At 68.9% G+C, this 23389-nt stretch carries 24 protein-coding genes; 19 read left to right on the top strand and 5 right to left on the bottom strand.

Features of this window, described 5'->3' with window-relative positions; translation table 11 throughout:
- Positions 1-55: 55 nt before the first annotated feature.
- From H5411_RS02440 to H5411_RS02430, 3 genes are all read left to right on the top strand, one after another.
- Positions 56-1087 carry a trans-sulfuration enzyme family protein gene (locus H5411_RS02440; protein ID WP_101436645.1) on the top strand — a complete coding sequence of 344 codons (1032 nt, stop codon included), beginning with the start codon at positions 56-58 and terminating at the stop codon, positions 1085-1087.
- Between the two features lie 237 nt (positions 1088-1324).
- Complete coding sequence (locus H5411_RS02435) at positions 1325-2059, top strand: hypothetical protein (RefSeq protein ID WP_101440921.1); 735 nt, start codon at positions 1325-1327, stop codon at positions 2057-2059.
- Positions 2059-2655 carry a class F sortase gene (locus tag H5411_RS02430; RefSeq protein WP_183122822.1) on the top strand — a complete coding sequence of 199 codons (597 nt, stop codon included), beginning with the start codon at positions 2059-2061 and terminating at the stop codon, positions 2653-2655. Before H5411_RS02435 ends, H5411_RS02430 begins: the two co-directional genes overlap by 1 nt.
- Position 2656: 1 nt before the next feature.
- On the opposite strand, the gene H5411_RS02425 is transcribed toward H5411_RS02430, so the two are convergent.
- Positions 2657-3394, bottom strand: coding sequence for a FadR/GntR family transcriptional regulator (locus tag H5411_RS02425; RefSeq protein ID WP_183122821.1), 738 nt, complete (start codon positions 3392-3394; stop codon positions 2657-2659).
- Positions 3395-3469: 75 nt separating this feature from the next.
- On the opposite strand from H5411_RS02425, the gene H5411_RS02420 reads away from it, so the two are divergent.
- From H5411_RS02420 to H5411_RS02385, 8 genes are read left to right on the top strand one after another with little or no spacing between them, the layout of a single operon-like run.
- Positions 3470-4960 carry an ABC transporter substrate-binding protein gene (locus tag H5411_RS02420; protein WP_183122820.1) on the top strand — a complete coding sequence of 497 codons (1491 nt, stop codon included), beginning with the start codon at positions 3470-3472 and terminating at the stop codon, positions 4958-4960.
- Positions 4957-5901, top strand: coding sequence for an ABC transporter permease (locus H5411_RS02415; RefSeq protein WP_183122819.1), 945 nt, complete (start codon positions 4957-4959; stop codon positions 5899-5901). The genes H5411_RS02420 and H5411_RS02415 overlap by 4 nt, the downstream gene beginning before the upstream one ends.
- Positions 5901-6716: an ABC transporter permease gene (locus H5411_RS02410; RefSeq protein ID WP_183122818.1), complete on the top strand. Its 816-nt coding sequence runs from the start codon at positions 5901-5903 to the stop codon at positions 6714-6716. The genes H5411_RS02415 and H5411_RS02410 overlap by 1 nt, the downstream gene beginning before the upstream one ends.
- Positions 6713-7447 carry an ABC transporter ATP-binding protein gene (locus H5411_RS02405; protein ID WP_183122817.1) on the top strand — a complete coding sequence of 245 codons (735 nt, stop codon included), beginning with the start codon at positions 6713-6715 and terminating at the stop codon, positions 7445-7447. The genes H5411_RS02410 and H5411_RS02405 overlap by 4 nt, the downstream gene beginning before the upstream one ends.
- Entirely contained in the window at positions 7444-8211 is a 768-nt protein-coding gene (locus H5411_RS02400) for an ATP-binding cassette domain-containing protein (RefSeq protein ID WP_183122816.1), read from the top strand. The genes H5411_RS02405 and H5411_RS02400 overlap by 4 nt, the downstream gene beginning before the upstream one ends.
- The gene (locus H5411_RS02395; protein WP_183122815.1) at positions 8204-9628 is read left to right on the top strand and encodes an aldehyde dehydrogenase family protein; all 1425 of its coding nucleotides are present in this window, start codon (positions 8204-8206) and stop codon (positions 9626-9628) included. Before H5411_RS02400 ends, H5411_RS02395 begins: the two co-directional genes overlap by 8 nt.
- Positions 9625-10383: an SDR family NAD(P)-dependent oxidoreductase gene (locus H5411_RS02390; RefSeq protein WP_183122814.1), complete on the top strand. Its 759-nt coding sequence runs from the start codon at positions 9625-9627 to the stop codon at positions 10381-10383. The genes H5411_RS02395 and H5411_RS02390 overlap by 4 nt, the downstream gene beginning before the upstream one ends.
- Positions 10384-10398: 15 nt before the next feature.
- Positions 10399-11784 carry an amidase gene (locus H5411_RS02385; protein WP_183122813.1) on the top strand — a complete coding sequence of 462 codons (1386 nt, stop codon included), beginning with the start codon at positions 10399-10401 and terminating at the stop codon, positions 11782-11784.
- A gap of 37 nt (positions 11785-11821) precedes the next feature.
- On the opposite strand, the gene H5411_RS02380 is transcribed toward H5411_RS02385, so the two are convergent.
- The gene (locus tag H5411_RS02380) at positions 11822-12682 is read right to left on the bottom strand and encodes an HpcH/HpaI aldolase/citrate lyase family protein (RefSeq protein WP_183122812.1); all 861 of its coding nucleotides are present in this window, start codon (positions 12680-12682) and stop codon (positions 11822-11824) included.
- Complete coding sequence (locus H5411_RS02375) at positions 12679-13749, bottom strand: HpcH/HpaI aldolase/citrate lyase family protein (RefSeq protein WP_183122811.1); 1071 nt, start codon at positions 13747-13749, stop codon at positions 12679-12681. The genes H5411_RS02380 and H5411_RS02375 overlap by 4 nt, the downstream gene beginning before the upstream one ends.
- Before the next feature lie 419 nt (positions 13750-14168).
- Here H5411_RS02375 and H5411_RS02370 point away from each other — a divergent pair, with 419 nt between their 5' ends.
- Genes H5411_RS02370 through H5411_RS02360 form a run of 3 tightly spaced genes read left to right on the top strand, consistent with a single transcriptional unit; the run spans position 14169 to position 16467 of the window.
- On the top strand, positions 14169-14831 hold the full coding sequence (locus H5411_RS02370; protein ID WP_183122810.1) for a hypothetical protein: 663 nt from the start codon (positions 14169-14171) through the stop codon (positions 14829-14831).
- 41 nt (positions 14832-14872) lie between these two features.
- The gene (locus H5411_RS02365) at positions 14873-15523 is read left to right on the top strand and encodes an SDR family oxidoreductase (RefSeq protein WP_183122809.1); all 651 of its coding nucleotides are present in this window, start codon (positions 14873-14875) and stop codon (positions 15521-15523) included.
- Complete coding sequence (locus tag H5411_RS02360; protein ID WP_183122808.1) at positions 15523-16467, top strand: ribose-phosphate diphosphokinase; 945 nt, start codon at positions 15523-15525, stop codon at positions 16465-16467. The genes H5411_RS02365 and H5411_RS02360 overlap by 1 nt, the downstream gene beginning before the upstream one ends.
- 11 nt (positions 16468-16478) lie before the next feature.
- On the opposite strand, the gene H5411_RS02355 is transcribed toward H5411_RS02360, so the two are convergent.
- The gene (locus H5411_RS02355; RefSeq protein ID WP_101436630.1) at positions 16479-17780 is read right to left on the bottom strand and encodes a D-arabinono-1,4-lactone oxidase; all 1302 of its coding nucleotides are present in this window, start codon (positions 17778-17780) and stop codon (positions 16479-16481) included.
- 100 nt (positions 17781-17880) lie between these two features.
- Between H5411_RS02355 and H5411_RS02350 the strand changes: the two genes are divergently transcribed.
- A complete protein-coding gene (locus tag H5411_RS02350; protein WP_101436629.1) occupies positions 17881-19068 on the top strand; it encodes an amino acid deaminase/aldolase in 1188 nt (395 codons plus the stop codon).
- A gap of 17 nt (positions 19069-19085) precedes the next feature.
- Here the strand turns inward: H5411_RS02350 and H5411_RS02345 are convergent, their stop codons facing one another.
- Entirely contained in the window at positions 19086-19745 is a 660-nt protein-coding gene (locus H5411_RS02345; protein WP_101436628.1) for a TetR/AcrR family transcriptional regulator, read from the bottom strand.
- A 114-nt stretch (positions 19746-19859) separates the two neighbouring features.
- On the opposite strand from H5411_RS02345, the gene H5411_RS02340 reads away from it, so the two are divergent.
- From H5411_RS02340 to H5411_RS02325, 4 genes are read left to right on the top strand one after another with little or no spacing between them, the layout of a single operon-like run.
- Positions 19860-21182, top strand: a complete 1323-nt coding sequence (locus H5411_RS02340) for a GH1 family beta-glucosidase (RefSeq protein WP_101440919.1) — start codon at positions 19860-19862, stop codon at positions 21180-21182.
- Positions 21175-22434 (top strand): MFS transporter, encoded by a 1260-nt coding sequence (locus H5411_RS02335; RefSeq protein ID WP_101436627.1) that lies wholly within the window; start codon positions 21175-21177, stop codon positions 22432-22434. The genes H5411_RS02340 and H5411_RS02335 overlap by 8 nt, the downstream gene beginning before the upstream one ends.
- A 41-nt stretch (positions 22435-22475) precedes the next feature.
- Positions 22476-22940, top strand: coding sequence for a MerR family transcriptional regulator (locus H5411_RS02330; RefSeq protein ID WP_183122807.1), 465 nt, complete (start codon positions 22476-22478; stop codon positions 22938-22940).
- Positions 22937-23353, top strand: coding sequence for a carboxymuconolactone decarboxylase family protein (locus H5411_RS02325; protein WP_101436625.1), 417 nt, complete (start codon positions 22937-22939; stop codon positions 23351-23353). Before H5411_RS02330 ends, H5411_RS02325 begins: the two co-directional genes overlap by 4 nt.
- The last annotated feature ends 36 nt before the right edge of the window (positions 23354-23389 follow it).

The raw sequence follows: 23389 nt of genomic DNA, 5'->3' as shown, positions 1-23389 counted from the left end.
CCTGGTGATATTCGTCGCCCTGCCGTTGAGACGGTCGCGAAGTTACCGTGTCCGCATGGACGACTGGACTCCGCGGACCCGCGCGATCGCGGCGGGCCGGCCGCACGGCCCTGGCGAGCCGCTGACCACGCCGATCGTTGCCACGAGCACCTTTGAGGCCGGCGGCGACGCGGTGTACGCGCGCTCCGACGGGACGGCTACCTGGGCTGCCTTCGAGGAGGTTGTCGGGTCGCTCGAGGGCGGCACTGCGGTCGCCTTCGCGTCCGGCGTCGCCACGTTGTCTGCGGTGCTGGATTCGCTGCCGGTCGGGTCGACGGTTGCTGTTCCGTCGTTCAGTTACGCCGTCACGCGCGGAGCGTTGAAGCACGCACAGCAGGTCGGTCGGCTCACGGTCACCGAATTGGAGCCGACGGACACGCAGGCGTGGCTCGACTGCGACGCCGATCTGCTGTGGCTCGAATCGCCGACCAACCCGACGCTCGACGTGATGGACATCGAGACGATCGCGCGCGGTACGAGGGGACGCGTAGTCGTCGACAACACCTTCGCGACTTCACTGCATCAGCAACCACTGTCGCTTGGCGCGGACATCGTGGTGCACAGCGCGACAAAGCTCATTGGCGGACACAGCGACCTTCTGCTCGGCGTCGCGGTCGCAGCCGAGCAGACCCTTGTGGACGAACTGCGCGCGGCGCGGACTCGGGTCGGTGCGACACCGGGTGCGCTCGAAACGTGGCTCGCGTTGCGCGGTTTGCGGACGCTTCCGGTGCGCCTCGCCGAGCAAACTCGTACCGCGGAGTTGCTGGTGTCCCGGTTGGCGGAACACCCGGCGGTAACAAAGGTCCGCTACCCGGGTTTCGGAATGATGGTGGCGTTCGAAGTCGCCGACGCCGACGCTGCCGACAAGGTATGCGCGAGCGTCCGGTTGATCCGGCCGGCGACGAGTCTCGGCGGGGTGGAAAGCCTGATGGAACGGCGTGCCTGGCTGCCCGGCGAGGAACGCGTGCCGCCGGGATTGATCCGGTTTTCCGTCGGATTGGAAGACCCGGAAGACCTGTGGCGGGATTTGCTGACCGCGCTCGGTTGATTTACGCCATTTCCTCACGAACCCTGTCCGGGTTGCCTGGCAAGTGTTACGGTATGGGCACGGCGGGCCGGAAACTCGGCAATCGGGCGGAATCATCGCTACCGGAAAGCAGTTCGTTACCGCTTTCCGCGGTGTTATTAATCACCAGCTAAAGGGTTACCCATATCGGCTGAAACCCCGGCAGGATCAGCGGGCGCGGTGGGGGTCATCGCGCCTTTCCTCAGAGGGGTAATCACCTTGAAGAAGACCCTGGGCAGACTCGCGGGCGCTGTGCTCGCGAGCGCCCTGATCAGCCTTGCCGTCGTGCCCGCCGCGAACGCGGATCCCGTGACGGATACTTCCTCCTCGGCTCCGGCCGACGCGGGCGAGTCGACTCCTCCCTCCGAGTCTCCGGCCAGCGAGACCACGCCGCCTGTTTCCTCCCCGGCGACCTCTGCTCCGGCGACGGAGACCGGCACGCCGACGGAGACCAGCGCGCCGACCGAGACCGGTAACCCGACCGAGACGGGCAAGCCGACCGAGACCGGCCAGCCGACTGACACCAGCAAGCCCACCACGCCGACCACGACCTCCTCGGAGACTCCTCCGGAGGAGCCGCCGTACGTGGACGACATCGCTTACGGCGTGGACCTCGACGGCAACGACGGCGTCTTCGTGATCGCGTGCGCCGCCGGCGAGCCGACGAACGTGCACTCCAAGGACTTCGACCTCGTCGAGGGCCCGTACCAGTTCGAGGACGACGGCCGCTACTGGGGCTGGACGGTCAAGCGCCATGAGGGCGTCTCGTTCGACAACGGCATCGTCTACGCGTCCTGGACCTGCGGCACCAAGCCGACCGACGGCGGGCACGTTCCCCCGGCCGGCGGCGCGGGCGCGGGCTCCGCTGGCACCACCGGCGGACACGGTGACTCGCAGGTGAAGTACGCGCCGAAGCACGGCATCGAGACCGGCTTCGGGGGCATGGCCGCCTGATGACCAGGAAGTACGGGCAGGGCGTCGCTCTCGCGGGCGCTCTGCTCCTCTCCCTCTCGCTGAGCGCGTGCGGTTCGGACGCCCCGGCGGCGCCCGCCGCGCAGGCGCCGGCCAGTGCGGCGGTCCCGGTGACCAAGCCGTTCACCGGGCTGCGGCCGACGTCGGTCGAGATCCCGAAGATCGGCGCGAAATCGTCGCTGATCACCGTGATGCCGAACAAGGACGGCCAGATTTCGGTGCCTTCGGTGAAGAACCCGATGCAGGCCGCGTGGTACCGGCTTTCGCCGGTGCCGGGCGACGTGGGCCCGGCGATCGTGCTCGGGCACGTCGACGGCAACCACCAACCGGGCATCTTCTACAAGCTCAAGGACGTGAACCCGGGCGACGAGGTCGACGTCGAACGCAGCGACGGCAAGAAGCTGAAGTTCGTGGTGGACCACAAGGAACAGGTCCCCAAGGACACGTTCCCGACGCAGGCCGTCTTCGGCAACACGGACAAGCCGCAGCTGCGCCTCATCACCTGCGGCGGCGTGTTCGACCACGCCGAGCACAGCTACAAGGACAACATCGTGGTGTACGCGAACCTGGTTTCCTGACTCAGGTCAGCAACGGGGTGAGCAGCGTTCGCTGCTCCCTCGGCACGTATTCCGCGTAATTGTCGTACAGCGCTTGCCGCGCCAACCGCGCCGCCGACTCCCCGTCGGCGGCGCGGATCGCGTTGAGCACCTCTTCGTGGTGCCGCAGCCACGAGCACATCAGCGTGCCGCGGTCGTTGGCGTGGCTGAGTTTGTCCTCGATCAATTCCAGCACGACGCCGCGGACGACTTCGCCGCTCACCACCAGTAGCGGATTTCGTGACACTCGGGCAATGACGTCGTGGAACGCGACGTCCGCGCGGCTGAATTCGGCGTATCCGTCCGCCGCCGCCATTCCTTCCAGCGCGACGTCGAGCGCGGTCAAATCCTCGGCGGTGCGCAGTTCCGCGGCCAGCAGGTGCGACGAACCGTCCAGCACCATCCGGAATTGCAGCAGTTCCGCCAGTCCGACGTGTTCCGCCCGCGCCAGCCGGTGCATCGACCGCTGCAGCGCGCCCGGCGAAGCGGCCAGCACCTCGGGCCCGCGCGGATCGCCGGGTCGTGACCGGATCAGCTCGGCGGCCTGCAGCACCCGCAGCGCCTCGCGCACGGTCGAGCGGCCGACGCCGAACTGCGTCATCAGCTCCCGTTCCCCGGGCAGCCGTTCGCCGGGTTTGAGTTGGCCGCTCACCACGGCCTCCTCGATCTGCTCCACGATCCGCTCGTAGGCGCGGACCGGAGCCACCGGTTCGAACTTCATCTTGACCTCGGTGTCTGCCGGATGCGAGTCTGCTGGAGGTTACTGGTCAGACCAGTGTACTGAGCAGGAGGCGGAATGAAAGCCCGGAGCACCGCGGCGGCACTGGCGCTGCTGCTCGTGACGTCCGGTTGCTCGGCAGGTTCCAGCGCGAGTGTTTCCCCAGGTCCGGACACGCTTTCCGTCGGATACACGGCGGAGCCGGCGAACTTCGACTTCACCCGGTCCGACGGCGTGGCCATCCCGCAGGCGCTGCTCTACAACGTCTACGAGGGCCTGGTGAAGCTCGATCCGCAGGGCCGGATCGTGCCGCTGCTCGCGAAGTCCTGGACGATCAGCCCGGATCGCAAGACGTACGACTTCCAGTTGCAGCAGGGCGTCAAGTTCAGCAACGGAGCGCCGTTCACCGCGTCCGACGTGCAGTTTTCGCTGATGCGGGTGAAGACCGACTGGACGATCTCGCTCAAATCGGCGATGGACGTCGTGGATCACGTCGAGGTCGTCGCGCCGGATCACGCTCGGGTAGTGCTGTCGAAACCCAGCAACGGCTGGCTGTTCAGTCTCACCAGCAGGCTCGGCGCGATGTTCAGCCCGACCGGGGTCGCGGACCTGGCGAACCATCCGGTCGGCACCGGACCGTACGAGGTAGCCTCGCGCCGACGCGGGGATTCCATTGTGCTGCGGGAGAATCCGCAGTACTGGGGCCGCAAGCCGGCGTATCGCACGGTCGTGCTCAAGTACTTCGCCGACCCGACCGCGCTCAACAACGCCTTGCTGTCCAACGGGATCGACGTGATCTCCAATCTCACGTCGGCCGATTCGATCCCGCAGTTCCAGGGCGACGACCGGTTCACCGTGCAGCAGGGCACCACGAACAGCGAGGTCACGCTGGCGTTCAACGGCCGCCGCGCGCCGCTGAACGACGTGCGCGTCCGTCGCGCGCTCACCTACGCCATCGACCGGAAAGCCGTGCTGGACCTGGTTTTCAACGGTCGCGGCACGCTTATCGGCAGCATGGTCCCGCCCACCGACCCGTGGTACGAGGATCTGTCGAAGGTCTATTCCTACGACCCGGCGAAGGCGAAGCAGCTGCTCGCCGAGGCCGGGGTGCACGATCTCAAACTGCGGCTGCGGATCCCGAACCTGCCGTACGCGGTGTCGGCGGCGCAGGTGGTGCAATCGCAGCTGGCGGACGTCGGGGTCACCGCGACGATCGAGCCGCTCGATTTCCCGGCGGTGTGGCTCAAGCAGGTCTTCACCGACCACGACTACGACCTCTCGATCATCCAGCACGTCGAAGCCCGCGACATCTCGACGTTCGGAAAACCCAAGTACTACTGGGGATACGACAGCAAGCGCGTGCAGCAACTGCTCGCCGCGGCGGACAGCGGTACGCCGCAGGAGCAGGTGGCGGACATGAAGGAGGTCGCGCGGCAGATCAACACCGACGCGGCCGCGGACTGGCTGTTCCTGTTCCCGAACGTCGTGGTCGCCAAGAAGAAGGTGACCGGACTCGCGCGGAACCAGGTCAGCGAATCCTTCGACCTGACCGGGGTGAGGCCGGCATGACCGCGCGCGTGCTGCGGCGGGTGGCCGTGTTCGCGGTGAGCCTGTTCGTGGCGTCCATTGTGGTGTTCCTGTTCATGGCCGTGCTGCCGGGCGATCCCGCGCAGGTCGCGCTCGGCGTCAACGCGACTCCGGAGCTGCTCGCGAAGACCCGCGCCGAATTCGGCATCGACCGGCCGCTGGTCGAGCAGTACCTGAGCTGGATGGGCGGGGTTCTGCACGGCGATTTCGGCCGGTCGTACGTCACGCGGGAGGCGATCAGCCCGCAGCTGCTGGACCGGCTCGGCGTCACGTTGTGGCTGGTCGGCGCGGGAATGCTGGTCGCGCTGGTGATCGCTGTGCCCGTCGGCGCGTTCGCCGCGGTGCGGCACCGGAAAGCCAGCGGCGTCGCGGTTTCCGGGCTGTCGCAGGTCGGTGTGGCGATCCCGGCGTTCCTCGCGGGCATCATCCTGGTGCAGATTTTCGCCGTGCAACTGCGCTGGCTGCCGAGCGGCGGATGGACCCCACCGGACCAGAACGCGGGCGAGTTCTTGCGCGGGCTGATCCTCCCGGCGTTGTCGCTCGGGCTGGTGCAGGGGGCGGTGCTCACGCGCTATGTCCGCTCCGCGGTGCTCGACACGCTCGGCCAGGACTACCTCCGCACCGCCAGGTCCAAGGGTCTTTTGCCTGGTCAGGCGTTGTTCCGACACGGGTTGCGCAACGCGTCCGTCCCGGTGGTCACGGTGCTCGGCCTGCAGCTGACGACGCTGCTGATCGGCGCAGTCGTGGTGGAGCGCGTTTTCGTCCTGCCCGGGCTCGGCAGCATGTTGCTGGACGCGGTCGCGCGGCGCGATCTGCTGACCGTGCAAGGGATCGTGCTGGTGCTGGTGGCCGGAGTGCTGCTGGTGAACTTCGTGGTCGACGTGCTCTATGCGGTGCTCGACCCGAGACTGCGGGGGTCCTGATGCGCCGCAACGGAAATCTCCTGCTCGGCGGGATTCTGGTCGCGCTGGTCGTGGTGGCCGCGCTGGTGTCGTTCGTCTGGACGCCGTACAACCCGGTGCAGGTCAACGCGCCGGACCGCCTGCTCGGCTTCTCCGCGCAGCACCTGTTCGGAACCGACAAATTCGGCCGTGACGTCTTCAGCCAGATCCTCGTCGGCGCGCGGACCACGCTGTACGTCGGCGTGGTCGCGGTCGGCATCGCGGCGGTGATCGGCACGCCGCTGGGCGTGCTGGCGGCGATGGCCCCGCGCTGGCTCGGCGAGTTCGTGATGCGGGTGAACGACCTGGTGCTCGCGTTTCCCGCGCTGCTGCTGGCGATCATGTTCGGTGCGGTGTTCGGCGCGGACACGCTCACCGCGATGGTCGCCATCGGCATCGCGACCATCCCGTCGTTCGCCCGGATCGCCCGGTCCGGATCGCTGCAGGTGATGAGCAGCGAATACGTGCTGGCCGCGCGGGCCGGGGGACGGTCGCGGTCGCGGATCGCCTGGGCGCACGTGCTGCCGAACATCGGCGGGCTGCTGATCGTGCAGGCGTCGGTGTCGTTCGCGATCGCGGTGCTGGCCGAGGCGGCGCTGTCGTTCCTTGGCTTCGGCACACGGCCGCCGACGCCGTCGTGGGGCCGGATGCTGCAGGAATCGCAGGAACTGCTCACCGCGCATCCGCGGCTCGCGCTCGTGCCCGGCGTCGCGATCGCGTTGGCGGTGCTTGGATTCAACCTTCTCGGCGACGGTCTGCGCGACCGTCTCGACCCCCGATTGGCGGCGCGGGTATGACGCTGACGGTGGAAAACCTGCAGGTCGCGGACCTGGTGCGCGGGGTCTCGTTCGAGCTGGGCGCGGGCGAGCGGGTCGGGTTGATCGGCGAATCCGGGTCCGGGAAATCGCTCACCGCGCTGTCCGTACTGGGCCTGCTGCCGGAAGAACTGTCGGCTACCGGTTCGGTGCGGCTGGACGGTCGGGAGCTGCTCGGAGCGTCCGAAAAGGAGCTCTCTCGGTTGCGCGGCAACGAGATGGCGATGGTGTTCCAGGAGCCGATGACGGCGCTCAACCCGGCGATGCGGGTCGGGCGGCAGGTCACCGAGCCGTTCCGGGTACACGGCCGGCGCGGGCGTCCGGCGGAGGAACTGCTGACCGCGGTCGGCTTGCCGGGCGTCGCGCGGGCGTATCCGCACCAGCTGTCCGGCGGGCAGCGGCAACGAGTAGTGCTGGCGATCGCGCTGGCCAACAACCCGGCGCTGCTGATCTGCGACGAACCGACGACCGCGCTGGACGTCACCGTGCAGGCGCAGATCCTGTCGCTGATCAAGGAGCGGTTGTCGGCGGAGAGTTCGCTGCTGTTCATCACGCACGACCTGGCGGTGGTGGCGCAGATGTGCGACCGGGTGCTGGTGATGCTCGACGGGTCCATTGTGGAGCATGGCTCGACGCGAGAAGTCTTGACCGCGCCGAAGCATTCTTATACGCAGCGGTTGCTCGCGGCTTCCGATCTGGAGGGCGCGCGATGATCTCCGTACGGGGCCTGGAGCGGCGCTACAAGCGGCGGGACGTGCATGCCTTGCGCGGCGTGAGTTTCGACGTTTCCGCTGGTGATCGGTTCGGGATCGTCGGCGAATCCGGCTCCGGGAAGTCCACGTTGGTGCGCCTGCTCGCCGCGTTGGATCGGCCGACCGCGGGCACGGTGTCGTTCCAAGGACAGCGGATCGACTCGTTGCCCGAACGGAAGCTGCGGTTCCTGCGCCGCGAAATGCAGATCGTGTTCCAGGACCCGATGGGCTCGCTCGACCCGCGGATGCGCGTGCGGGACATCGTGTCCGAACCGCTCGGTCGCCGGTCGCCGGAGCGTGTTGCCGAATTACTGACCGCGGTCGGGCTGCCCGAGGACGCGGCGATGCGGTACCCGCACCAGTTCTCCGGCGGGCAGCGGCAACGGATCTCGATCGCCCGCGCGCTCGCGCCGAACCCGAGCGTGCTGATCGCGGACGAACCGGTGAGCGCGCTGGACGTTTCGGTGCGCGCGCAGATCCTGGATCTGCTGGCCCGGCTGGTCGACGAGTTCTCGTTGACGCTGATTTTCGTCTCGCACGACCTCGGCGTGGTACGGCACGTGTGCGACCGCGTCGCGGTGATGCGGCGCGGGGAGATCGTGGAGATCGGTCCGGTCGACCAGGTTTACGCCGAGCCGGAGCACGAGTACACCCGGGAACTGCTGGCCGCCGCGCCGAATCTGCGGACCGAGCTGGCTCGGTTGAAGGGAGAAACGGATGCCTGACTACCCGGACGGCCTGCCGATTGGTCCCGACTGGGTGTCCACAGTGGATGCCGCGGACGTGGTGTTTCCCTATGACGGCAGCGTGATCGGCACCGCGCCGGTCGGCACTGCGGCGCTGGCTTCGCGTGCTGTTGACGAGGCGGTGGCAGTAGCTCGCGAGGTCGCTTCGCTGCCTTCGCGGACTCGGCGCACGTTGCTGAACGACATGGCTTCGGCGATCCGTGAGCGTCGGGCGGAGTTTGCGCAGCTGCTCGTCCTGGAGACCGGAAAACCGCTGGTCGACTGCCAGGTGGAGGTCGCGCGGACGATCGTCACTTGGGAAGCCGCGGCCGAGGAAGTGTCGCGGCTGCACGGCGAAACCGTGCCGCTCGACCTGCTGCCGTCCGGCGACGGACTGGTCGGGTTCTGGAAGCGCAAGCCGATCGGTGTGGTCGTCGGGATCGCCGGGTTCAACTACCCGCTGCTGCTGGCGTCGCACAAAATCGCCCCGGCGATCGCGGCCGGCTGCCCGGTGGTGGTGAAGCCCGCGCCGCAAACCCCGTTGGCGACGTTGTGGCTGGTGCACCTGGTCCGCTCGTTGACCGATCTGCCCGCGATGGTCCAGTTGGTCACCGGAGACGCTGCCGTGGGATCGGCGCTGGTCACGGACCGACGGATCGGCGCGGTGTCCTTCACCGGATCGGCCGCCGTCGGCCACCAGATCGCCCGCGACGCCGCGCCGACGAAAACCCTGCTGGAACTGGGCTCGAACGCGGCACTGGTGGTCGCCGAGGACGCCGACCTCGACGCAGCCGCCGACGCCGTGCTGCGCGGCGGGTTCTACGCGTCCGGACAGGCTTGTATTTCCGTACAACGGGTGCTGGCGGTGTCGTCCGTGGCGGCGGAGTTCACCGACAAGGTGCTCGCGCGGCTCGGCGAAGTGACCGTTGGTGATCCGCGCTCGCCGGAAACCCGGGTGTCGGCGCTGATCGATGAACGCTCGACCGCGCGGGTCGCCGAGTGGGTCGACAAAGCGGTCGCGGCGGGCGCGCGGCTCTTGGCCGGGGGTTCGGTGCGCGACGGCGTGCTCGAGCCGACGGTGCTCGCGGACGTCCCGGACGGCGTCGAATGCTGGGACGAGGAAATCTTCGGCCCGGTCGTCTGCCTGCGCACAGTGTCCGATGTGGACGAAGCATTCGCCGGGGTCAACGCGTCGCGGTACGGCTTGCACGCGAGCGTGTACAGCCGCTCGCTGAAGACCGCCTTCCGCGCGCTGGACGAGTTGGAGGTCGGCGGGGTAGTGGTGAACGAGGTGCCGGGTTTCCGGTCCGACACGATGCCGTACGGCGGGGTCAAGGACTCCGGGATCGGCCGCGAGGGGCCGCGATTCGCCGTGGAAGAACTGACTGTGACCAGGATGGCGGTGCTGCGCCCGTGAACTACGCCGGACTGTTCCGAATGGACGGTCGCCGGGCCGTCGTGCTCGGCGCGGGCAGCGGAATCGGCCGCGAGGCCGCCCGAGCGCTGGACGCGCACGGTGCGTCGGTGATCTGCGCGGACCGTGACGTCGCCGCCGCGCGGGAGACCGGTGTCGGCGAGGCGTACGAGATCGACCTGCTCGCCCCCGGTGCGATCGCGGCTGCCGCCACCGAACTGGGTCCGCTGGACGCTGTCGTGCTGACCGCAGCCACCAACGTCCGGAAACGCCTGCTGGACTACACGCGCGAAGAGTTCGACCGCGTGGTGGAGCTGAACCTGGGCGTCGCCTTCGAGGTGCTTCGCGCGTTCGGCGCACCGATGGTCGCGCAGGGCCGGGGAAGCATCATCGGCTTCTCCTCGATCCGCGGCACCACCGTCGAACCCGGACAAGGCCCGTACGCAGCGACGAAGGGCGGCTTAGTGCAGCTCTTCCGCACTGCCGCCGCGGAATTCGGACCGTCCGGCGTACGCGTCAACGCCATCGCCCCTGGCGTCGTAGAGACGCCCCTGACCGCACAGATCAAAGCGCGTCCCGATTGGTACGACGCCTACGCCCAGAAGGGCGCCCTCGGCCGCTGGGCGCGCGCGGACGAACTGGCCGGTGCCGTCGTGTACCTCGCTTCGGACGCTTCAACCTTCGTCACCGGCTCTGTCCTGGCCGTTGACGGCGGCTGGACCGCGGTCGACGGCCGCTTTGACCCACCCGCTTCGTGAATCGGAGGTTCCGCGATGACCGAATTGGCCGACCTGACCGCTAACGAGTTGGTAGCCGGGTACCGTGCGCGGACGTTCTCGCCCGTCGAAGTCACCGAAGCCGTCCTCGCGCGCATCGACGCTCGCGAACCCGAACTTCGCGCCCTGTACGCGTACGACGCTGCTTCCGCGCGCGAAGCAGCGAAGGCCTCCGAAGCACGCTGGCACGCCGGTGAACCCTCCGGCCCCATCGATGGCGTCCCTCTGACGCTGAAGGAAAACATCGCCTCCTACGGCGTCCCCACACCGCTAGGCACCGCCGCTACCGCTCTAACGCCCGCAGCCGCCGACGCCCCCGCCGCAGCCCGTGTACGCGAGTCAGGCGCAGTACTGCTGGCGAAGACGACCATGCCCGACTACGGCATGCTCACCTCCGGCCTCTCGAGCTTCCACGCTGCTTCGCGCAACCCATGGGACCTCACGCGCACGCCTGGCGGCTCCAGCGCCGGTGCCGCCTCCGCAGCCGCCGCGGGCTACGGTCCGCTGCACGTGGGCACCGACATCGGCGGCTCAATCCGCCTCCCCGCCGGTTGGTGCGGACTAGTCGGCCTGAAACCCAGCTTCGGCCGCGTACCAGTCGACCCGCCCTTCCTCGGCCGCGTCGCCGGGCCGCTGACCAGGACCGTCGTCGATACCGCGCTGCTGATGAGCGTCCTTGCCCAGCCCGATTCGCGGGATCACCTCAGCTTGCCGCCAGCTTCCATCGACTGGCTTTCCCTGACCGGCTCCCTGTCCGGCTTGCGCGTCGGCCTGCACCTGGACCCCGGTGTCGGCCTCCCCGTCACCCCCGCCGTCGCCGACGCGGTCACTGCCGCCGCCGAGCGGTTCTCAAACGCTGGCGCAGTCGTAGAATCCGTCGCCCCGTTCCTGACCCGAGAACACCTGAACGGCCTGGACACCTTCTGGCGAGTCCGCGCCTGGTCGGACATGGCCGCGCTCTCGGAAGAGCAGCGCGCACAAGTCCTGCCGTACATCGCGGAATGGGCCGCCGGAGGAGCGGATGCGTCCGGTGTGGACACTTACCGCGGTTTCGCGGCCATCGATGCGATCAGCGTGGCAGCCCTGCGCGCGACCGGACCGTACGACGTGGTCCTCTCGCCGACCTGCCCCGTCCTGCCGCCGCCCGCGGACTGGCCATCCCCGACGAACGACCCGACGCGGCCGTTCGAGCACATCGCTTTCACCGTGCCGTACAACATGTCCGGGCAACCCGCGGTGTCCGTGAACTGCGGCTATACGCCGGGAGGCTTGCCGATCGGCCTGCAGATCGCGGGGCGTCGGTTCGCGGATCTGGACGTGCTGAGGGTGGCGGCGGAGTTCGAAAAGCTGCGCGGGGAACAGCGCCCGTGGCCGGTCAACTGAGCGGCTCGCCTCGCCCTGAGCGGAACCGCCGCCCGCGTTACTTCGACCCGATCGCCTCCGCCAACGCCAGCACCCGGCGGGCGTTCTCCACGTGCAGGTTCTCGATCATCCGCCCGTCCACCGTCACCACACCGCGGCCCTCAGCCGAAGCTTCCTCGAACGCCGCGATGATCCGCTTCGACCGGTCGATTTCCTCCTCCGACGGCGCGAAGATCCGGTTGCACGGCTCCACCTGCGAAGGATGGATCAACGTCTTCCCGTCGAACCCGTACTGCCGCCCCTGCAAGCATTCCGCCTCGAAGCCGGCCGCGTCCTTGACGTCGTTGTAGACCCCGTCCAGGATCACCTTTCCGGTCGCGCGCGCGGCCAGCAGGCACAGCGAAAGCTCGCCCAGCAACGGGCCCCGGCCGGGCACGAACTCCGCGTGCAGTTCCTTCGCCAGGTCGTTCGTGCCCATCACCAGCACGGTCAACCGTTCCGAGGCCGCCGCGATCTCCTCGGCGTGCAGCATCGCGATCGGCGTCTCGACCATCGCCCAGATCTTCGTGTGCTCCGGTGCTCCGCCGAGTTCCAGCGCGCGCTCGATGTTGTGCACCTCGGCCGCCGAGTTCACCTTCGGCACCACCACGGCAGCGGGACCGGCGGCGGCCGCGGCGCGCAGGTCGGCGTCGTGCCATTCGGTGTCCAGGCCGTTGACCCTGATCGTCACTTCCTTCGAACCGTACGAAGAAACAGCAGCGCACACCCGCTCCCGCGCGGCTTCCTTCGCGTCCGGAGCGACGGCGTCTTCCAGATCCAGGATCAACGCATCCGCCGGAAGGGTTTTCGCCTTCTCCAGCGCGCGTTCGTTCGCGCCGGGCATGTACAGCACGGACCGCCGCGGTCGAAGCTCGGTCATGACTGGATCTCCTTCGTCGCGGCGTCGTACGCGGCGGCCAGTTCCGGGTCGGTGGCGGCCAGTTCGTCAGCCAGTTCCACGACCACCCGGCACTGCTTGACCGAGGCGTCGTCCTGCATTTTCCCGTCGATCATCACCGCGCCGGTTCCGTCGCCCATTTCGGCGATCACGCGCCGGGCCCAGGCGACGTCGGCGGGGGACGGCGAGAAAACCTTCTTCGCGATGTCGATCTGCACCGGGTGCAGGCTCCACGCGCCGACGCAGCCGAGCAGGAACGCGTTGCGGAACTGGTCCTCGCAGGCCACCACGTCGCGGATGTCGCCGAACGGTCCGTAGTACGGAAGGATCCCGTTCATCGCACACGCGTCGACCATCCGCGCGACCGTGTAGTGCCACAGATCCTGCTGATACGTCGTCCGGCCTTCGGTGAGGTCCTCGCCGACCGGGTCGGTGCGCACCAGATAACCCGGGTGACCGCCGCCGACCCGCGTCGTCTTCATCCGGCGGCTCGCGGCCAGGTCGGCCGGGCCCAGCGAGATGCCCTGCATGCGCGGCGACGCGCCGGCGATCTCCTCGACGTTCGCCACGCCGCTCGCCGTTTCCAGGATCGCGTGCACCAGCAGCGGTTTCGTCAGCCCGGCCCGCGCTTCCAGCTGCGCCAGCAACCGGTCGACGTAGTGAATGTCCTGCGCGCCCTCGACCTTCGGAACCATGATCACGTCGAGCTTGTCGCCGATCTCGGTGACCAGCGTGATCAGGTCGTCCAGCACCCACGGCGAGTCGAGGCTGTTCACCCGCGTCCACAGCTGCGTGCGGCCGAAATCAGTCGCCTTCGCGATCGACACCAGTCCGGCGCGCGCGGCTTCCTTGCGGTCCGCGCGGACCGCGTCCTCGAGGTTGCCGAGCAGCACGTCGGTCTTCTTCGCGAGGTCAGGGACCTTCGCGGCCATCTTTTCGTTGCCCGGATCGAAAAAGTGGATCATGCGGGAAGGCCGCACCGGGATCTGCCTCGGCGGCTGCGGCGCTCCGACGGCGAGCGGGGCGAAGAAGTCCTTCGGCGAGCGCATCCTGGTCCTCCCGGCGGGTCCTTGACCGACGGGTAACCCTAAACCGGAGAAGGGAACCCTCGCTGCGGCGAAGCTCACCCGCCATCCGGGTGACGCCCGTGACCAGCGGAAGTCCACAGTGGAGCCGCGCCGATTAGGCCGATCGGAGTAGGGCGTTGCGCTGCCTGCCCCGCCCCGCGCCGGGCGGCGCGACACCCAGGGAACGCGCTCCGTGCCCGCCACTCACCCCCGTCTCACTCGGTTGGCCGCACGGTCGGGCTGAAGTCGAACGACCGCCTACCGACCGGTCACCGACCGCAGAGCGCCGCCGATCGCACGCGGCCCGGCAACCCGGAGACCTCGCGTCTGTGCACTGGTACTCAGTTCATGTACCGGTTTTCGCCGGTGCACGGGATCAGGTGCTTGAAGGAGGCGGACTCGTGGCGGCTACCCCACAGAACACCGAGCGCTCGACGGTCGCCGGCGGTGCGAAGCGCAGCCGGACGACGGCGAGCCGGGTGCTGCCGCCGATCGAGCTCCCCGCGAGCGTCGACGAGCTGGCGCGCAAGGCCGCGGCCCTGCTGGGCTGGAACGGCGTAGTGCTGCCCGCGACGACCCTGCTCGGCCGCAAGGTCAGCATCGTCGCGAAGCTGCGGACCGACGTGCACGCGGAGCGCATCGCGATGGGTGTCGGTCCCGTCGCCGATCGCGCCCTCGTCGACACCTGGACCTGGCCAGAGCTGGCCGCGACCGCACCCGCGCCGGCCGCCGAGATCATCGGCGTCCTCGCGGTCGCCCGGCACTGGCGGACCGCGATGGCCTCCGCGGTGCCCTTTTCGCGCTACGGCGAGGCCGCGATGGTTCTTCCATCGCCTGCCGTGCTGACCGACGACTACGTGACGAACTGCCTGCCGCGCGCCCGTGCGTACGGTCTCGCGGTCGTCACCGCCGACCCGTACGCCACCGCCGACCTCGACCTCGACACCCATCACGACCGGGTGCTGCTGCAGGAGGACCCGGTTTCGCGCTGGGTCAACGAGATGGCCTACGACCTGCTGCTGCGCGAGGACTCCGACGCCCCAGTCCCCGCCGAGGCGGACTGAAGCACCGGCGTCGGGCCTCGCGCGGCGATAGAGTCGGGCTCATGCGAGTCGTTATTGCTGGCGGACACGGCCAGATCGCCCTGCACCTGGAAAAGCTGCTCGCGCAGCGGCACGACGCGCCGGTCGGCATCGTGCGCAACCCCGGCCACGAGGCGGACCTCACGGCCGTCGGCGCCGAGACTGTCGTGCTCGACCTCGAAAAGTCCGATGTGGACGCTGTCGCCCAGGTGCTCGAAGGCGCGGACGCGGCGGTGTTCTCCGCCGGTGCCGGACCGGGCAGCGGCGAGGCGCGCAAAGACACCGTCGACCGCGGCGCGGCCGTGCTGTTCGCCGACGCCGCGCAGCGAGCGGGCGTCCGCCGGTTCATCCAGGTCGGTTCGATGGGCGCGGACAACCCGGACGTCCCCGGCCTCGACCCGGTTTTCGCCGCCTACCTGCGGGCCAAGCGCGCGGCGGAGGACGACCTCAAGGGCCGCGACCTCGACTGGACGATCCTGCGTCCCGGCCGCCTGACCAACGATTCCGGCACCGGCCGGGTGAAAATCGCCGAGAAGACCGGACGCGCGGAGGTCCCGCGCGAGGACGTCGCCGCGGTGCTGCTGGCGCTGCTCGACACCCCGGCGACCGCTCGGCGGACGCTGGAGCTGATCTCCGGCGACGATTCCATCGCCGACGCGCTGTCCCGGATCTGATGCGCGACATCGCGGTTTTCAGCGGCAGCGCGCACCCCGAGCTCGCCGAGGAAATCTGCGCCAACCTGGGCGTTCCGCTGCTTCCCGTGCAGATCGACCGCTTCGCCAACGACTGCCTCCAGGTCCAGCTCCAGGCCAACTGCCGCGAGCGGGACGTCTTTCTGATCCAGCCGCTGGTCAAACCGGTGCAGGAACACCTGGTCGAGCTGCTGCTGATGCTCGACGCGGCCCGCGGCGCCTCGGCCGCGCGCACGACCGTCGTGATGCCGCACTATTCGTACGCGCGCTCGGACAAAAAGGACGCGCCGCGGATCTCCATCGGCGGCAGGCTGGTCGCGGACCTGATGGTCACCGCGGGCGCGAACCGCGTGCTCACCATGACGCTGCACTCGCCGCAGGTGCACGGGTTCTTCAGCGTGCCGGTCGACCATCTGCACGCGCTGCACGAGCTGGCCCGGTACTTCCGCCAGTACGACCTGTCGGAAACCACGGTCGTGTCGCCGGATTTGGGCAACGCCAAGGAAGCCGCGCATTTCGCCCGGCTGCTCGGGACGAAGGTCGCGGCCGGTGCGAAACAGCGGTTCGCCGACGACCGCGTCGAGATCACGTCGGTGATCGGCGAGATCGCCGGACGCGACATCATCGTGCTGGACGACGAGATCGCGCGCGGCAGCACGGTGCTGGAACTGCTGGACCGGCTGCGGGAGATGGGCGCGCGGTCGATCCGGGTCGCCTGCACGCACGGGCTGTTCGCCGACGGCGCGCTCAAGCGGATCGGCGGCCAGGAGGACGTCCTGGAGATCGTCTGCACGAACACCGTGCCGGTGCCCGCCGAGGAACGCACGGAGAAACTGCGGATCCTGTCCATCGCCCCGGCGCTGGCCGAGGCGATGCGGCGAATCCACAATGGAGAGTCAGTCAGCTCGCTGTTCGAACCGAACTGACGCCGAGCTGATCACACCGTGCCGAGGACCCGGTCGAGGTAGGTGTTCGCGAACGTCCCGGTCGGGTCGCACTCCTTCCGCACCCGCAGGAAGTCGTCGAAGTGCGGGTAGCGGGTGCGCAGCACGGACGCGTCGAGATCGTGCATTTTGCCCCAGTGCGGCCGCCCGCCGACCTGGCCTGCGACGGCCTCGAACGCGGCGAAGTACTCGCGGTAGGGCATGCCGAGGAACTGGTGGATCGCGATGTACGCGGAGTCGCGGCCGTTCGCGGTGGACAGCCAGATGTCGTCCGCCGCGGCCACCCGCACCTCGACCGGGAACGCCACCGGGTCTTTCAGCCGTGGCACCACTGCGCGCAGTTCGGCCAGCACGTCGAGCACTGCGTCGCGCGGCACCGCGTACTCCGATTCCACGAACCGCACGCCGCGGTGGGTGACGAACACGCGGTGCGAGAGATCGCTGTACTCCCGCGGTGACGACACCTGCGACGCGAACGCGCCGAGCGGACGCACCAGCTTCGGCACCGCGCGGCCGAGCCGGCAGAGCCCGCCGAACGCGACGTTCTCGGTGAGCTCGTAGTCCACGAACTGCCGCAAGCGGGACAACGGTTTCCGCTCGGCGTCCAGCGGCAGGCGGTTGTTGCGCTTCACCAACGCCTTGCTGCCGTAGGGAAACCAGTAGAACTCGAAGTGGTCGTTGTTCGCCGCGTTGTCGTCGAAGCCTTCGAGGACCTGTTCCAGCGGCTCCGGGCGTTCCTGCGCAGAGAGCACAAAGGACGGTTCACATTGGAGGGTCACCGTGCTGATGACGCCCAGTGCGCCAAGGCCGACGCGGGCGGCGTGGAACAACTCCGGGCGTTCGTCGGCCGAGCAGCGGACCACCGAACCGTCCGCCAGCACGAGCTCCAGCGCGACGATCTGCGTCGCGATCCCGCCGAAGCGCGCACCGGTGCCGTGCGTGCCGGTGGAAATCGCGCCCGCGATGGTCTGCGCGTCGATGTCGCCGAGGTTCGTCATGGCGAGCCCGAGCGCGTCGAGAGCGGCGTTGAGGGTGCGGAGCGTGGTGCCGGAACGGACGGTGACCTGCTGCGTTTCGAGGTCGGCGCGGGCGATGCCGGTCCACGCGGTGAGGTCGAGCGCGTCGGAATCGGCGGCGGCGATCGCGGTGAAAGAATGGCCGCTGCCCCAGGCTCGGACGCGATGTCCCGCCTGGGAGATCCCGTGCACGACCTCGGCGATCTCGGCCGTGCTGCGCGGCCGGTGCACCCGTTGCGGGGTGGCCTTGGCCGTTCCGGCCCAGTTGCTCCACGTCATTGCGGCACCTGTTCTTCGCTGGGAGGTTCCCACGATAGATACCGGAACCGTAAGTGAATAGTATTCGCGTTTCAAGCGTTGTTGTCGTACCGTAAGTGGCGTGACCACCTCAGCGCACGGGTACGACCTCGCGACGAAGGACCTGGATCCGCCGCTCGCGATCGTCGATCTGGACGCCTTCGACGCCAACGCCGACGACCTGCTGCGCCGGGCCGCGGGCAAGCCGATCCGGGTGGTCAGCAAGTCCGTGCGCTGCCGTGCGCTGCTGGAGCGAGCGCTCGCCCGGGACGGCTTCGAAGGACTGATGTGCTACTCGCTCGCCGAGGCCGTTTGGCACGCTGAGCTGGGCACTTCCGCCGACATCGTGGTCGCGTACCCGACCGCCGACCACGAAGCGCTCCGCCGGCTGGCCGCGAGCGAACGCGCCCGCGCGGCGATCACGATCATGGTCGATTCGACCGAGCACCTCGACCTCGTCGACGCCGCTCTCGGCCACGGCCACCCGGACATCCGCGTGTGCCTCGAACTCGACGCGTCCTGGCGTCCGCTGCCCGGCGTGCACGTCGGCACCCGGCGTTCGCCGGTGTTCACCCCGGGGCAGGCAGCCGCGGTCGCCCGCCGGATCGTGACGCGGCCGGGCTTCCGGCTGGCCGGGATGATGGCGTACGAAGGCCAGATCGCCGGACTCGGCGACGCGGCGGGCAAAGGCCTGCGGAACCGGGTGATCGGCTGGATGCAACGCCGTTCGGCGGCTGAACTCGCTCGCCGCCGGGCTGCCGCGGTACGCGCCGTGCGCGAGGTCGCTGACCTGGAGTTCGTCAACGGAGGCGGCACCGGAAGCATCGAGACCACCCGCGCGGAGGACGTCGTCACCGAGATCGCCGCCGGTTCCGGATTCCTCGCGCCGACGCTGTTCGACGGTTATTCGCACTTCCAGCCGCGTCCGGCCGCGTTGTTCGCGCTCCCGGTGGTGCGCCGCCCGGCCAAGAACGTCGCGACGCTGTACTCCGGCGGCTACATCGCCTCCGGCCCGACCGGCCCGTCGCGCGAACCGTCGCCGTACCTGCCGGAAGGCTTGCGCCTGCTGGGTTTCGAAGGCGCCGGCGAGGTCCAGACTCCGGTGACCGGCGAGGCCGCGCGCACGCTGCGGCTCGGCGACCGGGTCTGGCTGCGGCACGCGAAAGCCGGCGAACTGGCCGAACGGTTCCTGGCCTACCACCTCGTCCGCGGCAGCCAGGTCGAGCGCACCGTTCCGACCTACCGCGGCGAGGGCCAGAACTTCGGCTGAGCGCTGGCCCTCGAGCCCTAGTCGCCGAATTTGCCGGCCAGATAACCCTTCACCACGTCCTTGGCCTCAGCGACGATCCGCTCGTCGCCGTTCGGGTCGCGGCGGAAGGCGAGTTTCAGCAGCGCGTCCGCCACCTCGTTGGCGATCGCGATGGCGAACCGCAGTTCGTCAGCGGGACGGTCGACGTGCCCGCGCAGGATTTCGACCAGCGAATCCGCGATGACCGAGTTGTTGTCGCGGTCGTCAGCCAGCAGCCGGACGTCGATGACGTCTCCGAAGTGGACCTTCGAGAACCCCGGCACCTCGCGGTGCATCCGCAGGTAGATGTCCAGCACCGAGTCGACGATGTTCCACCAGTGCTCGGGGCTCAGCTCCTGCAGCCGCTCGTTCACCGCGGCCACGAACCGTTCCAGGTTCCGCTGCGTCAGTGCCTGCACGACCGCGCGTTTGTCCGGGAAGAACTGGTAGAGCGAACCGACCGCGACGCCGGCGCGTTTCGCGATCAGCGTGGTGGTGAGCGCGTCGTAGCCCAGCTCGTCGATGAGCACGGCGCTCGCGTCCAGCATCTGTTCCACCCGCCGGGCACTGCGTTGCTGAACCGGCTTTCGCCGCAACGGTGTGGGTTCAGCCTGGGTCTCGGCCACGTCGTTCCTCGGAGTCTCTCGCGATTCACTCATCTGATCTGGGACTTTAGCGTCCCGCGGGGCTTCCCCCGAGACGAGTGACGACCTAACATATGAGAACTTTTCACGTTCACCCGCGAGGGTGTCCGAAGGCAAGGGGTGCTCAGCGTGGACCATCCGACCTTCCCGCCCGGCTTCCTGTGGGGTGTCTCGACCTCGGCGTTCCAGATCGAGGGGGCGACGGCCGAAGGCGGTCGCGGACCGTCCATCTGGGACACGTTCACCGCCGCCGAAGGCAAGATCGCCCGGGGCGAGGACGCCAAGGTAGCGGCCGACCACTATCACCGCTACTCCGACGACATCGCACTGATGGCGGAACTCGGCGTCGGCGCCTACCGGATGTCGATCGCGTGGCCGAGGATCCAGCCGGACGGCACCGGCAAGCCCAACGCGGAGGGACTCGCCTTCTACGACAAGCTGATCGACGAGGTCTGCGCGGCCGGAATCGCCCCGGCGATCACGCTGTACCACTGGGACACGCCGCAGGCGATCGAGGACGCGGGCGGCTGGCTTTCCCGCGACACCGCCTTCCGCTTCGCCGAATACGCCACGATCGTGGGCGAGCATTTCGCCGATCGGGCGAAACTCTGGATCCCGCTCAACGAACCGATGGTCATGTCGATCTACGGCTACGGAATCGGCGAGTATGCGCCCGGCCAGTTCCTCCTGCTCGACGCGCTCCCCACCGCGCATCACCAGAACCTCGCACACGGCCTGGCGGTGCAGGCGCTGCGTGCGGCGGGCGCCACCGGCATCGGCACCGCGAACAACCACTCGCCGATCTGGCCGGACCACGACACGCCTGCCGACCGCGCCGCCGCCGACTGGCTCGACGCGCTGATCAACCGCACCTTCGCCGACCCGATGCTGCTCGGCAGCTACCCCGAACAGGTGCACCCGCATCTGCCGGACAACTTCGCCGACGACCTGGCCACGATCGCGCAGCCGCTCGATTTCTACGGCGTCAACTACTACGAGCCCCAAGGCGTGACGGCTCCCGGAGAGGGCAACCCGCTGCCCTTCGAATTGCGCCCGATCGAGGGATATCCGATGACCACCAACGATTCGCCGATCGTCCCGCACGCGCTGCGCGAACTGCTGGTGTCCTTCCACGAGCGCTACCGCGAACACCTGCCGCCGATCCAGATCACCGAGAACGGCTGCAGTTTCGCCGACGAACCGGCCGCGGACGGCAGCGTGCCCGACCCCGAGCGCATCGACTTCCTCGCCAGCCACCTGCGGGCGCTGCGCGAAGCGATGGATGCCGGCGTGGACGTGCGCGGATACTTCGTCTGGTCGCTGCTGGACAACTTCGAATGGTCCAAGGGGTACGCGCCGCGGTTCGGGCTCGTGCACGTGGACTACGAAACGCAACGCCGTACGCCCAAGGATTCCTTCGCCTGGTACCGGAAGCTGGTCCGCCATGAGTGACACCGCCGCTGCTGTCCCGGAAGTCTTCGCCGAGCCGGTCAAGCGCGTCCGCGCCGGGTGGATGATGCTGCTGTTCCTCGCGAACATCGCGCTCTGGCTGGGCGTTTACGCGCCGATCCAGGTTCTGCTGCCGCAGCAGGCCGAACTGCTCGACGCCGCGCACAAGGAAACCGTCTTCGGCATCGTGACCGGCATCGGCGCGGCCGTCGCACTCGTCGCGAACCCGGCGATCGGCCTGCTCTCGGACCGCACCTGCTCGCGGTTCGGCAGGCGGCATCCGTGGACGATCGCGGGCGGCGCGATCGGCGCGGCCGGGCTGCTGGTGCTGGCCGAGGCCCCGAACGTCGTCGTGATGACGATCGGCTGGTGTCTCGTGCAGGCCGGGCTCAACGGCATGCTCGCGACGCTGATGTCCGGCATCGCCGACCGGGTTCCGGTCGGGCAGCGCGCGCAGGTCGGCGGGCTGGTCGGCATCGCGCAGATGCTCGGCACCGTGCTCGGCGCGGTGGTGGTCGTGGTGATGCTCGACCTCGCCGGACTGCCGCTCGGCTACGCGGCCTGCGCCGCGATCGTGCTCGCCGGCGCGGCGGCGTTCGTCCTGCGCACGCCGGACGCCCGGCTGCCGGTCGAGTTCCGGCCGAGCGGCCGGATCCGCGAAATCCTCGCCGACCTGTGGGTCTCGCCGCGGCGGCACCCGGACTTCGCGTGGGCGTGGGGCTGCCATTTCATGATCAACCTCGGCAACGCGTTCGGCACGCTCTACCTGCTGTTCTTCCTCAAGGACGCGGTGCATTACCCGGATCCGGACAGCGGGCTGCTGATCATGATGGGGCTGTACGGCGTGGCACTGGTGATCGGCGCGGTGCTGGCCGGGCACTTCTCGGACAAGTCCGGCAAGCGCAAGCCGTACGTCCTCGGCTCGGCAGCGATCATGGCACTGGCCGCGCTGCTGCTGGTGATCTGGCAGAGCTGGCCGGTGGCCCTGGTGGCGTCGCCGCTGCTGGGCGTCGGATTCGGGACGTACATGGCGGTGGCGCTGGCGATGCTGACCCAGGTGCTGCCCGCGGCGCAGAACCGGGCCAAGGACCTCGGCGTGGTCAACATCGCGAACTCCTTGCCGCAGGTGGTCGCGCCGCTGCTCACGACGTTGATCCTGGAGTGGCTCGGCGGGTATCCGGGGCTGTTCGCGGCGTCCGCGGTGGCGACCTTGCTGGCCGGGGTTTTGGTGACGCGGGTCCGGTCGGTGGGTTAGCGCTTGCGTTTGAGCGCGCTCACAGGCTTAGCGTCTTCGGCATGGAGAAGGAAGACGCGCTGAGCGAGGCGCTGCGGCTGGCGATCGACCCGCCGGGCACGGTGTCGGTCGACGCGCTGCGGGAACTGGCCCGGGACGACGACGCGAACGAGTGGGACATCGCCACCACCGCGGAGCACCTCGGGCTGAACCCGCACACGCTGCGGTACTACGAGCGGATCGGGCTGGTTCAGGTCGACCGGGACAGCGCCGGGCATCGCGTTTACGACGCGGCGTCGGTGCGCCGGCTGGTCTTCCTGACGCGGATGCGCGTGTCCGGCATGTCGATCAGCGACCTGCGCCGCTACATCGACCTGGTCGATTCCGGCGAGGACACCGTGCCCGAACGGCGCGAAATGCTCCTGGAGCATCGCGACACCCTGCGCGCGCAGATCGCCCAGCTGCAGCTTTCCCTCGCCGCCACCGAATACAAGATCGCCACTTACCAGGAAGGCCCTCTGCCATGACCCAGCACGACATCGACAGCCCGGAGAACGTCGCCCGCCGCAAGCACGGGCTCGAGGTGCTGTCCCGCATCGACGGCCACCAGGGCGAGGCCGTCATCGACTCCCTCGCCGACATCAACCCCGCCTTCGGGCACCACGTGGCCGCGTTCGCCTTCGGCGACATGTACGACCGGCCCGGCCTCGACGCGCGCAGCCGCCAGCTGGTCACCCTCGGCGTGCTGACCGCGCTCGGCGGCTGCGAACCGCAGCTCAAGGTCCACCTCGGCGCGGCGCTGAACGTCGGGCTCAGCCGCGAGGAGATCACCGAGGCGCTCCTGCACTCGGCGGTCTACGCGGGCTTCCCGCGGGCGCTGAACGCCACCTTCGCCGCGCGAGAGGTGTTCGCCGCGCGCGACGCGGAGGAAACCGCCTGACGTCCGAGCCCGGTGCGAACCGCACCGGGCTTCCAG

The sequence above is a fragment of the Amycolatopsis echigonensis genome (assembly GCF_014174495.1).
Taxonomy (GTDB): Bacteria; Actinomycetota; Actinomycetes; order Mycobacteriales; family Pseudonocardiaceae; genus Amycolatopsis; species Amycolatopsis echigonensis.
Note: the sequence above shows the minus strand (reverse complement) of the source record. Positions and strands in the feature narration are given on the sequence as shown.

What these genes read in the sequence shown, in the direction of transcription:
- H5411_RS02440 (WP_101436645.1), top strand. Translation starts at nt 56, where the DNA reads ATGGACGACTGGACTCCGCGGACCCGCGCGATCGCGGCGGGCCGGCCG.
- H5411_RS02430 (WP_183122822.1), top strand. Translation starts at nt 2,059, where the DNA reads ATGACCAGGAAGTACGGGCAGGGCGTCGCTCTCGCGGGCGCTCTGCTC.
- H5411_RS02425 (WP_183122821.1), bottom strand. Translation starts at nt 3,394, where the DNA reads ATGAAGTTCGAACCGGTGGCTCCGGTCCGCGCCTACGAGCGGATCGTG.
- H5411_RS02420 (WP_183122820.1), top strand. Translation starts at nt 3,470, where the DNA reads ATGAAAGCCCGGAGCACCGCGGCGGCACTGGCGCTGCTGCTCGTGACG.
- H5411_RS02415 (WP_183122819.1), top strand. Translation starts at nt 4,957, where the DNA reads ATGACCGCGCGCGTGCTGCGGCGGGTGGCCGTGTTCGCGGTGAGCCTG.
- H5411_RS02410 (WP_183122818.1), top strand. Translation starts at nt 5,901, where the DNA reads ATGCGCCGCAACGGAAATCTCCTGCTCGGCGGGATTCTGGTCGCGCTG.
- H5411_RS02405 (WP_183122817.1), top strand. Translation starts at nt 6,713, where the DNA reads ATGACGCTGACGGTGGAAAACCTGCAGGTCGCGGACCTGGTGCGCGGG.
- H5411_RS02400 (WP_183122816.1), top strand. Translation starts at nt 7,444, where the DNA reads ATGATCTCCGTACGGGGCCTGGAGCGGCGCTACAAGCGGCGGGACGTG.
- H5411_RS02395 (WP_183122815.1), top strand. Translation starts at nt 8,204, where the DNA reads ATGCCTGACTACCCGGACGGCCTGCCGATTGGTCCCGACTGGGTGTCC.
- H5411_RS02385 (WP_183122813.1), top strand. Translation starts at nt 10,399, where the DNA reads ATGACCGAATTGGCCGACCTGACCGCTAACGAGTTGGTAGCCGGGTAC.
- H5411_RS02380 (WP_183122812.1), bottom strand. Translation starts at nt 12,682, where the DNA reads ATGACCGAGCTTCGACCGCGGCGGTCCGTGCTGTACATGCCCGGCGCG.
- H5411_RS02375 (WP_183122811.1), bottom strand. Translation starts at nt 13,749, where the DNA reads ATGCGCTCGCCGAAGGACTTCTTCGCCCCGCTCGCCGTCGGAGCGCCG.
- H5411_RS02365 (WP_183122809.1), top strand. Translation starts at nt 14,873, where the DNA reads ATGCGAGTCGTTATTGCTGGCGGACACGGCCAGATCGCCCTGCACCTG.
- H5411_RS02360 (WP_183122808.1), top strand. Translation starts at nt 15,523, where the DNA reads ATGCGCGACATCGCGGTTTTCAGCGGCAGCGCGCACCCCGAGCTCGCC.
- H5411_RS02355 (WP_101436630.1), bottom strand. Translation starts at nt 17,780, where the DNA reads ATGACGTGGAGCAACTGGGCCGGAACGGCCAAGGCCACCCCGCAACGG.
- H5411_RS02345 (WP_101436628.1), bottom strand. Translation starts at nt 19,745, where the DNA reads ATGAGTGAATCGCGAGAGACTCCGAGGAACGACGTGGCCGAGACCCAG.
- H5411_RS02335 (WP_101436627.1), top strand. Translation starts at nt 21,175, where the DNA reads ATGAGTGACACCGCCGCTGCTGTCCCGGAAGTCTTCGCCGAGCCGGTC.
- H5411_RS02330 (WP_183122807.1), top strand. Translation starts at nt 22,476, where the DNA reads ATGGAGAAGGAAGACGCGCTGAGCGAGGCGCTGCGGCTGGCGATCGAC.
- H5411_RS02325 (WP_101436625.1), top strand. Translation starts at nt 22,937, where the DNA reads ATGACCCAGCACGACATCGACAGCCCGGAGAACGTCGCCCGCCGCAAG.